This is a genomic window from Dysgonomonas mossii, from assembly GCF_004569505.1.
Lineage (GTDB): Bacteria > Bacteroidota > Bacteroidia > Bacteroidales > Dysgonomonadaceae > Dysgonomonas.
Genome location: NZ_SPPK01000004.1, coordinates 296,919 through 309,135, shown reverse-complemented (window position 1 = coordinate 309,135; position 12,217 = coordinate 296,919). Strand labels below are relative to the sequence as shown.

Annotated in this window: 5 protein-coding genes; all 5 read left to right on the top strand. The window is 38.4% G+C overall.

Annotated elements, in window-relative coordinates; translation table 11 throughout:
• The first annotated feature begins 71 nt into the window (after positions 1-71).
• Positions 72-1,070 carry a FecR family protein gene (locus E4T88_RS13430; protein ID WP_135106258.1) on the top strand — a complete coding sequence of 333 codons (999 nt, stop codon included), beginning with the start codon at positions 72-74 and terminating at the stop codon, positions 1,068-1,070.
• A 215-nt stretch (positions 1,071-1,285) separates the two neighbouring features.
• On the top strand, positions 1,286-4,612 hold the full coding sequence (locus E4T88_RS13425; RefSeq protein ID WP_228093917.1) for a TonB-dependent receptor: 3,327 nt from the start codon (positions 1,286-1,288) through the stop codon (positions 4,610-4,612).
• Positions 4,613-4,645: 33 nt separating this feature from the next.
• Positions 4,646-6,181 (top strand): RagB/SusD family nutrient uptake outer membrane protein, encoded by a 1,536-nt coding sequence (locus tag E4T88_RS13420; RefSeq protein ID WP_135106256.1) that lies wholly within the window; start codon positions 4,646-4,648, stop codon positions 6,179-6,181.
• 76 nt (positions 6,182-6,257) lie between these two features.
• Positions 6,258-8,552, top strand: coding sequence for a GH92 family glycosyl hydrolase (locus E4T88_RS13415; RefSeq protein ID WP_135106254.1), 2,295 nt, complete (start codon positions 6,258-6,260; stop codon positions 8,550-8,552).
• A 54-nt stretch (positions 8,553-8,606) separates the two neighbouring features.
• Positions 8,607-12,215: a glycosyl hydrolase gene (locus E4T88_RS13410; RefSeq protein ID WP_135106252.1), complete on the top strand. Its 3,609-nt coding sequence runs from the start codon at positions 8,607-8,609 to the stop codon at positions 12,213-12,215.
• Positions 12,216-12,217: the final 2 nt, after the last annotated feature.

The window sequence follows — 12,217 nt, the reverse complement described above, 5'->3', positions numbered from 1 at the left end:
ACTTTTTTCAGGGAAAGGCTTAGATGTCTTTCTTTTTTTTTTACTCTATATTAATATAAACCCACGATACAATGATAAAAGACAATCCTGAAATATTGCCTGCGATAGTGGCTGTAATAAATAAGACGGCAACTAATGAAGAAAAGATGTTAGTTGATAACTGGCTTTCAGAAGACGAAAAAAACTATGCTATTTTTGAAAAATTACAAAAGATAAGATATAACGGATCATTTGAGCATGCTTATGACTCTAAAGAAAGAATATTTAATATTATTCAGAACAGAGTTTCTAAATATTCATATAAGAGAAAGACAAAAATGTGGCAATATATATCTGCCGCTTCAATTGCACTTCTTATCATCATTGGTGGCCTAAGTTTATTTTCAACAATAAAATCTACAGATGAAAATATATCCTATGTAGAAACTAAATGTGAATATGGCTCAAAATCAAAAATAACGCTCAGTGATGGCAGCATTGTAGAATTGAACTCCGGATCGGTCTTGAGATATCCAAACTCCTTTTCAGGAAAAGAACGAGTGGTGGTATTAGAGGGTGAGGCATATTTTGATGTAGCGAAAAACAAACAACAACCTTTCGTAGTAAAAACTAATAGTATTAATGTAAAAGTGCTGGGTACTCATTTCAATGTTAAGGCATATTCTGATGATAATAAGATAATCACAACTTTATTGGAAGGTTTAGTGAAAGTTGAGAAAACAGATTCTTTACTAAACGAACAGTCTATCATATTGTCTCCGAATCAGCAATATGTATTTGATAGACTATCCGGATCGGTCAATATAAATGAAGTTGATGCTTCTATGTATGCCACATGGCGGAATGGTGGTTACTACTTTGATGCCGAAACGTTTTCCGATATTGTAAAAAAACTCGAAAGAGGCTTTAATATTAGGATTGACATAAAATCACCCCGACTCCAAAACGAGCTGTTCTCGGGAGTCTTCGACAGAGGCGAGAGTATTCAACAAATTCTCGATTTATTCAAAAAACATCGGAAATTCGATTATAGACAAGCAGGAAATGTAATAGAAATATACGAAATCTAAGATCTAATAACTAATAATAAAAACACTAAAGACCATGGACACTTCATAAATGTAAAAAAGAATCGGAAAATGTTAGCTCCATTTCCCGATTCAGTAAGTTTTCGCAATAAAGTTATCTCAAAATTATTAACTAAAACTAATGCTAAAGTATGAAAAATTATTTTAGAAAAACATTTTTTGCACCTCTTTTTTACCACAAAAGACTTTTTAGAATTATGAAACTGACTCTATTTCTTACAGTTGCAATTGTGTTTTCATTATCAGCATCGAACAGCTATTCTCAAAATATGAGAATGAGTTTAAAACTTGAGAATGTCAAACTGAAGAATCTTTTCTATGAGATTAAAAAGCAGAGCGACTTCTCTTTTTTATACAATAACAATGAACTTGATAATGAGAGTCGAGTAACGCTTTCAGTTAAAGATCGTACTATAAGTGATATTTTAGACATTGCCCTTAAAGGCAAGGGTTTGGCGTATGAAATAGATGGAAAATTTATTCTGATCTATCCAGCTGATTCTAACAAGAAAGAAGAGTTGAAACAGCAGATTCAACAACAACAAAAGAAATCCATCAGCGGAACTGTGAGAGATGCTAAAGGAGAACCGATTATTGGTGCTAGCGTTGTTGTCGAAGGCACAACGAATGGGGTTGCTACTGATGAAAACGGGGCGTTTAACTTATCTATTACAACTGGCAACTCTATAAAAGTTAACTTTCTGGGTTTTACCGAAAAAGTACTTCCGATAAATGATCAAACCAAGTTTGACATTATCTTGCAAGAAGACACAAAGTATTTGGATGAAGTAGTTGTGGTAACATATGGAACCCAAAAGAAAAGAGACATAACAGGTGCCATCAATACGATAAAAGGAGATGCCTTGACTGATATACCGGTAGCCCAGATAGGACAAAAACTTCAAGGTCAGGTAGCCGGTGTGCAAATAAATCAAACATCCGGAGCTCCCGGACAAGGTATGGCTTTTCGTATACGCGGCGCTGCATCTATCAGTAATGCAAGTGAGCCATTATTTGTTGTAGATGGAATTCCAATATCAACAGGATTAAATAATATAAACCCCGATGAAATAGAAACTTTCTCGGTACTCAAAGATGCTTCTGCTACGGCTTTATATGGATCTCGGGCAGCAAATGGAGTAATACTCATTACTACGAAAAAAGGGAAGAAGGGAAAAACACAAGTTACTCTACACGCAAATTACGGCGTTCAATCTGTTAATGGATTGCAGGAGATGAATGTCATGAATGCCCGAGAGTTTGCCCAGTTCAAGAAGGAGTTTTATGAAGATCAAATTAAATACGAAGGATCAACAGACCCTGTGCCTGAAATGTATCAGCATCCCGAACAGTACGGAGAAGGTACCAATTGGTATAAATTATTATTAAGATCGGCTCCTATTCAGAGTTATAGTTTAAGTGTATCCGGCGGAAATGATTTTATGACCACAGCCGTAATCGGTGGATACTTCAAGCAAGAAGGAGTCGTGAGAAACTCTAATTTCGAACGCTACAACCTACGTGTCAACAATGAATTCACATTGCACGAAAAAGTTAAACTAGGCTTTAATGTAGCCCCTGTATTTCAAATATACAATAACCAAAACACTGATGGATACCGCGAGATTCTAAGTGCTTCTTTGATAGCTGACCCATGCCAAAGTCCTTATAATAAAGATGGAAGTCTGAAGGTATCACTCGAATCGCCGGGAATGTTTGGACAGCCAAACTGGCTTCGCTATCTGGACGGACGATTAAACAATACGAGAACCATAACCTTGATAAGCAACGCTTATGCGAACATTGATATATGGAACGGATTGAAATACAAATTTCAGGCTGGAACCGATATAGGCTACTCTCGAAATCGCCAATGGGCATCATCTCTTGTTGGTGGTGGATTGTTTACACCTCCTCCGGTAAAGGCTGAAGGCTCTTATGATACTGGAACATACTATAACTGGACAATAGAGAATATGCTGTCTTACGACAAAACATTCGGAAATCATGCGATTAGTCTCTTGCTCGGATATTCCGCCCAAAAAGTAAATTCGGAATTCAGCTCTATCACCGGAACTGATTTTGCTGACGATGAGGTACCTTGGCTCGATGCCGCAGCCACAACAAAAGGTTCGAGTTCGACCACCGAATGGACTGTGGCCTCACTTATCGGACGTGCCAATTATACATATAAAGACCGTTACCTACTTCAAGCTACAATTCGTAAGGATGGCTGTTCCAGATTCGGAGAAGGGAACAAATATGCTACATTCCCTTCAGTTTCGGGAGGATGGATTGCCTCGGAAGAATCCTTTATGAAACCGGTGACCAAAGTAATGAACTATCTGAAGTTAAGAGCTAGCTATGGTGTCACAGGTAATAACAATATTGGAGACTACAGTTATATAGCTACATTGAATAAAAATAACTATGTACTCGGTGGAACACTAGCACCCGGAAAATCATTAGGCAACATAGGCAACAATGACCTTACATGGGAAGAAACAAAACAATTAGATTTGGGTGTTGATGTCGGATTCCTCAATGACCGGATTTTCTTCATGTACGATTATTATAGCAAAATTACAGACGGATTGCTATATCAGATAGATATCCCTTGGTCATCGGGGTTCAGCGATATTTCGGCTAATGTTGGCCGATTCGATACATGGGGACATGAGTTTACGCTAGAATCTAGAAATATAGTAGGAGATTTCAACTGGAAAACAAATCTCAATATAACAATACCCCGTAATAAAGTTGTAAAATTAAGTACTAACAATACGCCTATAGGAGGGGACGAACGTTATGCCGACTGGAATAGATTACAAGTAGGACAACCGATCGGTGTATTCTACGGATATGTTTTCGACGGAGTTTATATGACTCAAGAAGAATTTGATACTCAACCTAAACACTGGTCATCGGAGGTTGGTACTGCCCGAATGAAGGATGTTGACAAAAATGGTTATATAGACGAAAATGACAGAACAATCATAGGTAATCCCAATCCGGATGTCCTGTATGGTATTACAAATGAGTTTTCGTGGAAGAATTTTGATTTAAGTGTATTGATCAGCGGCCAACTTGGGGGGGATGTGTTTTTAGGTTCTTCCGACAATTCGTTCAATCTTGATGGTGTATTCAACGTAGATCGTGAAGTTAAAAATCGTTGGCGTTCGCTCGAAAATCCAGGAAATGGTAAAGTGCCTAGAACACTAACTGGTACAACTGAGATATTCCGTCTAAAACATAGCGGATGGGTATATGATGCATCGTATATGACCTTACGAAATGTTACATTAGGATATACAATTCCGTTCAAACCGAACAAATATATATCAAAGGCTCGTATATACTTCTCAGGACAACAATTATTCACTGTAACCGGTTATCCTGGACTAAACCCCGAAATAAACAATAATGAGGCCGGAAAGGGTCTTAGCTGGAGTGGAATGGGTGTTGATATGACTACATATCCTATTCCAAGAACATTTACTATCGGCTTAGATATTACTTTTTAATAATATACAAATTAGTATTCAAAATTATTGATTATGAATAAAATATATATAGCATGCCTATCTGTAATGTTGCTATTCTACTCATGCAATGAGAGTTTTTTGAACCTCAATCCCGAAAGTAGTTCTACAGAAGCATCGTTTTATAAAACAGAAGACCACTTCAATCAGGCTATAAATGCTGCATATGCAAGCATGCGCACAATTATAAACATTGGCTACATTGTTGGCGAAATGCGATCTGACAATACCCATTATACACGCAACAACAATGAACGAATGGATAGTAATTCATTCCGTGAAGATGTTGCTAACTTTTTAGTTACAAGTCAGAATTATACGGTTTCGGAACTATGGAGCGGCTGTTACAATACAATAGCCCAAGCAAATACAATATTAGCACGTTTAGACGCCACCGATTTGTCCGATACTTTCAAGAACCGCATAATCGGACAAGCCAAATTTATGCGAGCTTGGGCTTACTTCGAACTGGTTCAGTGTTATGCTCGCATACCAATACAATTAACTGAAGTAAAAACTGCTGATCAGGCTTTTCCCGTACAATCTACACCGGAGGAAGTTTATGCGGTTATTATTGATGATGTAAAAGACGCAATAGACAAACTCGAAACAGTCGAATTTCCACAAGACGGTTCTGCAACAAAAGGGGCGGCCAAAATGCTATATGCATATGTACTAATGACCAAACCAAGCCCGGATTACTCAACTGCTGAAAGTCAATTAGATGATATCATAAACAAAATGGGTTACGACTTATTGCCTCATTATGCAGATGTGTTCGATACATCAAAGAAAAATAGCGTTGAGCACATATTTTCTGTACAGTATCAGATGGGAAATCAAGGACAGGAAAGTAACTGGCTTTATCTCTTTATGCCTCGCACAAAAGAAGGGGAACTCATTACTGGTGTGGAGTTCAGCAATACAACATCCACCGGAGGATGGAATGTACCTACACAAGCCATGATCGATTCATACGAACCAAATGACTTGCGTCTCGACCCATCTGTGGCCATCGCAGTAGGGACAATAGAGAACGATGCATTGGTAGTTGCAAATGTATTTAAAGTAGGAGACCCACGTATAAGTAATTATGAAACTGCACTTCCTTTTGTAAACAAATATCGTCACACACATACCAATATTTTCAATACTGACGATAACTGGCCGGTTTATCGCTATTCGGATGCATTATTGTTGATGGCAGAATGCCTTGTCGATCAAAATCGCGGAGCGGAAGCTGTTCCATTTGTAAACAGAGTACGGACACGTGCCGGATTACCTTCTGTATCGGTTGTTACAGCAGATGTTGTAGCCAATGAACGTAAGCATGAATTGGCTTTTGAAAATCATCGTTGGTTCGATTTGGTACGTACAGGCAAAGCAATAGAGGTTATGACAGCGGATGGAGCATATATCAAATCGATAGATAAGGATGTTTCGTCAAGAGCATATAATGTCAAAAAAGAGAATCTTATATTACCTATACCATATAGGGAATTAAGAATAAATAAAAATCTTACACAAAACCCAGGCTCCGAACCTCAGTAAGAGTTATAGGATTATACTCAAAACAGGAGGGCTTCCATAAGAGAACCCTCCTGTTTAAAATCAAAAACAATATTCCATGAAATCAGATATATGTATTTATACCAAGATATTGGTATTGATATGCTTTTTATTTATAATAGAGGCCTCTTGTAAAAGTCAAAACACTTATAACGAAGAGTATAACCTCACGAAATATGTTGACCCATATATAGGAACAGGTGCTCATGGACATGTTTTTATGGGGGCTAATGTCCCATTTGGCGCTGTTCAGTTAGGCCCTACAAATATTTCTCATGGTTGGGATTGGTGTTCAGGCTACCATATTTCCGATTCCACAATTCTAGGTTTTGCTCATATGCATCTTAGTGGGGTTGGTACAGGAGATCTGGGAGATATTGTATTGATGCCGGTTACAGGATATGTAAAATTAAGAGAAGGGATACATGGAGATCAATCTTCGGGCATGTATTCATTATTTAACAGAAGTACAGAAACGGCAACTCCGGGGTATTATGCTGTACATCTCAATAGATACGATATTGATGTTGAACTCACAGCGACGAGAAGAGTTGGTTTTCATAAATATATATTTAAGAACAAGGCTGCATCAGATCCTCGTGTTATCATAAATCTCGAAGCGGGCATAGACTGGGATAGCCCCACTGAAGGATATTTAATACAGGAAAACGATACGGTTGTTTCAGGCTATCGTCTTTCTACAGGATGGGCAAAAGATCAACGAGTCTATTTTACCGCTGTGTTTTCAGAGCCAATCAACAAATTCTCCCTATCAGACTCTGTTTCTGTAAAAGATGGAATCTCTTTAACCGCAAGGAAAGTGTATGGAGAAGTATTCTTTACATCCTCTACGAAAAAGAAAGAAATATTAGTGAAAGTTGCTATTTCTCCGGTCAGTATAGAGGGTGCTAAAAGAAACTTACAGGCAGAACTACCCGGATGGGATTTCGAAAAGGTTAAAGATGAAGCCAATAGAGCATGGAATAAAGAGTTAAATAAAATAAATATAAAGACGAACGATTCGACCGTCCTACGCAATTTTTATACAGGACTTTATCATACTATGATAGCTCCGTCTGTTTTTTGTGATGTTGATGGGGGCTACTTTGGAGCTGACCTCAAAAATCATTATTCAACAGGCTTTATAAACTATACAACTTTCTCTCTCTGGGACACCTACCGTACTGCTCATCCGTTGATGACAATTATTCACCCCGAAATGATGCCGGATATAATTAATACCATGCTTCAGATTTATAAAGAACAGGGGAAACTGCCTATTTGGCATTTGGTAGGAAACGAAACAGATGCTATGGTTGGCAATCCAGCCATTCCGGTTATAGCAGATGCATATCTCAAAGGTGTAGTAGGGTTTGACAAAAATTTAGCCTATAATGCAATGAAAACATCGGCTCTATTAGACGAAAGAGGATTGAAAGAATACAAGGAATTAGGCTATTTACCTTGTGACAAGATGAAAGAATCTGTTGCAAAAGGTTTGGAATATGCTCTTGCAGACTGGGCATTGGCTCAAGTTTCAAAAGAAAGAGATATGAAAGACGACTATGATTATTTTTTGAAAAGAAGTAATTCTTTTGCTCGATATTTTGACAAAAAAATAGGATTTATGAGAGGCATTATGTCTGAAGGTAAATTTAGAGAAGAGCCGTTAAATCCGTTTTTATCGGCGCATAAAGAGAACGATTATACCGAAGGCAACGCATGGCAGTATACATGGTTAGTTCCCCAAAATGTAGAAGGGCTAGTTAACTTATTCGGAGGCGAAAATGAATTTATACAAAAGCTTGACTCATTATTTGTCATCGAGGGAGATATGGGACCCCGTGCTTCGATGGATATAACCGGACTTATAGGACAATATGCACACGGGAACGAACCAAGCCATCACATTCCATATCTGTTCTCGTATGTAGGTCAACCATGGAAAACAGCAGAAAAAGTCCGCAAAATAATGACAACTCTCTACCATGATCGTCCTGAAGGTATTTGTGGAAATGAAGATATTGGACAAATGTCGGCATGGTACATTATGTCTGCTTTAGGATTTTATCCCCTTGCTCCGGCCGGAGGCACCTATGTATTCGGTAGTCCGCTAATAGAAAGAGCTACCATTGATCTGGGAAATGGAAAAACATTTGTCATTAAGGCGAATAATAATAGCCCTCAAAATATATATATACAGAAAGTTTCACTTAATGGAAAGGCTTATACGAAGTCATACATTAATCATGCGGATATTATTGCAGGCGGTGAGCTTATATTTGAAATGGGAAGTATTCCATCTGAAATATTTGGTGTAAAAACAACCGATAGGCCTCAGTCAATACAATGAATTTTGCTCTATAAAATGATATTTCATTCTTTTAGTATTAAGAATATTATGACCATGAAGACTCGAATAATATTACTTCTTTTTGCTTCAATCTGTATTCTTCAGATCAAATCACAAACACAGAAGTATAAAGGATACCCTTCGCAGAGACCTGATATTGATGTGCTTGGGGAATTCAAGTGTCCACCAAAAGGATATGGAAATGTTCCTTTCTATTGGTGGAATGGCGACGTATTGAATACAGAAAGACTCAAAGACCAGCTCGATATACTCTCTTCGGCTGCTATAGACGGGTTTGCTGTAAGTTATATCCATCAAGATCCTGAAGTAGATATTAAGGCTCATAAGAATGGTTTCGGCTTGTTCGGCAAAACCGAACCGGGAGAGCCTAAAATCTTTTCGGAAAAATGGTGGCAAATATGGAAATGGTTTACCCAAGAATGTGCCAAAAAAGGTCTCGGCGTGGGACTAGACGACTATACAATAGGGTGGATCGGCAACGGATATTATCCAGATAAACTAGTAGAAGATTCCAAATTTAAAAATTATAAAGGGAAACTCGAAATACAATCCATAGCGATAAAAGAGGATAGTACCCTTAATTGTAAAATTCCACCAAATATACTCGCAGTAGTTGCCTATCCCGGAAAAATAGATTTGAGTAAATATATTAACGAGGGCAGATTGCTGTGGAGAACTCCGAACGGAAAGTCCTGTAAAGTATATATTATAACTACAAGTAACAGTTATGCATTACACCCCGATTATGGGAAAGAACTCGTTGATGTATACTTTGCTGATTTTGAGAAGAAGGTGGGAGATGCGGCAAAGGCAGGAATGAATTATTTCTTTCAGGACGAATTGTCGTATCCTATCGAAATTGGTTCGTGGTCGGAAGATTTCCGCAACGAGTTTGAGAAAAGAAAAGGATATGACATTCTGCTCTATCTGCCGGCTTTGAAAGAAAATATAGGCGATATAACACCTAAGGTACGTATCGATTATTGCGACGTTTTAATGGATTTGGCAGAAGACCGATACTTCAAACCAATATATAACTGGCATGCCGAAAGAGGATTAATATACGGTTGCGATAACTTGGAAAGAGGTATAAACCCTTTAGCATATGTTGATTATTTCAGAGCAAACAGTTGGTATACAGCACCGGGTAACGATGCTCCGGCAAGGGGGTCGAGTTTTATGTCTACAAAGGTCTCGAGCTCGATAGCTCATCTTAACAAACGTCCTCGCACCTGGCTCGAAGCATTCCATAGTATGGGGTGGGGGAGTTCGGGCTCATGGCTTACCCATCAGATTGATCATCACTTTATGGCAGGTGGCAATCTTGTATGCATGCATGGTCTTTATTATTCTACCCATGGAGGCTGGTGGGAGTGGGCACCGCCTTGTTTTCATTTCAGGATGCCTTATTGGCCTCATATGAAAAAATGGCTCGAATACACCCAACGGTTGAGTTATCTTATGAGTCAAGGACACCATGTGTGTGATATAGCACTCATGTACCCTACCGAATCGATGCAAGCATATTCGACCTCGACCCCTAAGCAAGTATTTGATTTAGCTCAAAAAATGAGTGACGGAGGACTCGATTACGATTTTGTGAACTATTCGTTTTTACAGAAAGCTACTATCGAAAAACAATCTATATCTATTGCCGATGAAAAATATAAAGTAATAATATTGGCGGATATGGAGGCAATACATCACAGTTCACTCTTGAAGATATTAGAGCATTACCGTGCAGGAGGTATTGTGTTAGCTACAGGAAAACTGCCTAAAGCAAGCACTCTGTCTGGAGAAAACAGCAACGAAGTTGATGCTATTGTAAAAGAGATATTCGGGCTTACATCGGCTCAAGCATATGATGGAAAAACTGCTCGTAAACAGACAAATTCAGCGAATGGAGTAGGTTTGTATCTGTCTGATATGGACTCTTTAAATTCTGTTGTGCAGTCATTGATTGTTCCGGATTTCAAACCAAATGGAAATAGAGGAAAAGTACTTCATCGCAAAGTTGGAGACCGTGATATATACATGGTAATGGATGTCCCTAAAGATACAGAATGTTTTTTTCGAACAACAGGGAAAGTTGAGCTTTGGGATGCCCACACTGGCAATATGCAAGATTATCCCGTTGTTCGTCAAACAAAAGATGGAACCTATTTATTGCTAGAAAAAGAATCTGAAAATTCATACTTATTCGTCTTCTCTCATGGAGAACCTATACTTGCCAATAAAGTGCAGAAACAAGAACAATTAACCTCTGAGGTTTTATTGGATGGAAAATGGGAGGTAGAACTGTTACCTACTATGAATAATAAGTGGGGTGATTTTCGCTTACCTGCATCTGAAGAATTGATTGGTGCTGAAGCAAGGTCTTTTCGTAATAGTCCGGCTACAAATACAAAGACCGATTGGGTCAAATCGGATTTTGACGACTCCCACTGGCCGGAAGACATCTATGGTTATGGTCCACAGGCTTTTCTCGACACTGTGTCAAAAGATATTTCTATAACAGATGCGATTCATCAGACAAAAGAAAAAGAGAGCGTCCTTTATAATTTCTCATGGCAATATGGAGTTTGGGATAACCCCGGTTCGCAGGGTATGCACGGGCTGAAAGGGAAAGTTGACGACCGCTTTTTTATATTAAACAGCGGAGGTCATCAGATTTATCAGACGTACATTTATGCACCCCACAATGGCATATATAAAATTCAGATAGACGGAACAAGACCATATACGATTTTGATAGATGAGAAAAAGGTGGATGATCGCTTCATACTTGCGAAAGGTTGGCATAAATTATTGATTGCATATGCTGATACTAAGCAAATAAATTACAGAATGGAAAGAGGTGCCCTCCACGACTTTAGAGATAGAAGTGCTGTGATATTATTTCCGGATACAGTCGTCTTGCCAACGAAAGATTCATCTTATTTATCTTCCGTTTCTATGCGCTGGCTGAACACAAAGCATTTGATATATGATCCTTATAGAGGTAAATATAAGCGTTGGAATTACCGTTTTCGTTCTGTTCCCGGTCTCTATGAAATGGAATTTAAGATAGCTGGTTGCGACCTGAAAGTATGGATTGATGGAGTAACTATCCCTAAAGAGTATATCCGGTTACTTAAAGAAGACATGCAAGGAAGTAATATTTATCGGGTTACCTTACCTCATATACAAAAGGAAGTAGGGTGTGTTGCCTTTTCGGTCGAACGGAAAACAGGATATCAAGGGACAGCTGTGTTGTGCGAACCAATTAAATTACGAACAGCAAAGGGACTTATGAAAATAGGAGATTGGTCTAAAACCGGAGCTTTGAAATATTATTCGGGGGGAATGTATTACAGAACGGATTTTTCACTAGACTCTTTGTCCGGGAATATGAAAGCTATGCTAGATCTCACAGATGTGATTGCGACTTGTGAAGTTAAGATAAATAGTCAGTCGGCTGGAATATTGATGAGTCCTCCTTATCAAGTGGATATTACACCTTACTTGTTACCGGGTATTAATAAAGTTGAGATATTGGTCTATAGTACCTTGGCTAATCATTACCAAACTATACCGACTCCATATCGCAGTACTCCCGAAGCCGGACTAATAGGCCCCGTAAAAATAAAGATATATAACTAGTT